1 rRNA gene is annotated in these 585 nt (G+C 51.1%); it reads left to right on the forward strand.

Features of this window, described 5'->3' with window-relative positions:
• A 23S ribosomal RNA gene (locus AC25ND_RS26365) occupies positions 1–585 on the forward strand; the annotation flags it as partial.

The following is a 585-nucleotide window of genomic DNA, read 5'->3' on the forward strand; positions in this document are numbered from 1 at the left end:
ACAGCTAGGAGGTTGGCTTAGAAGCAGCCACCCTTTAAAGAAAGCGTAATAGCTCACTAGTCGAGTCGGCCTGCGCGGAAGATGTAACGGGGCTCAAACCATGCACCGAAGCTACGGGTGTCATCTTTGATGACGCGGTAGAGGAGCGTTCTGTAAGCCTGTGAAGGTGAGTTGAGAAGCTTGCTGGAGGTATCAGAAGTGCGAATGCTGACATGAGTAACGACAATGCGAGTGAAAAACTCGCACGCCGAAAGACCAAGGTTTCCTGCGCAACGTTAATCGACGCAGGGTTAGTCGGTCCCTAAGGCGAGGCTGAAAAGCGTAGTCGATGGAAAACAGGTTAATATTCCTGTACTTCCAGTTATTGCGATGGAGGGACGGAGAAGGCTAGGCCAGCTTGGCGTTGGTTGTCCAAGTTTAAGGTGGTAGGCTGAGATCTTAGGCAAATCCGGGATTTCAAGGCCGAGAGCTGATGACGAGTGCTCTTTAGAGCGCGAAGTGGTTGATGCCATGCTTCCAAGAAAAGCTCCTAAGCTTCAGATAACTGGGAACCGTACCCCAAACCGACACAGGTGGTTAGGTAGA

Source organism: Pseudomonas sp. P110(2024) (assembly GCF_057480795.1).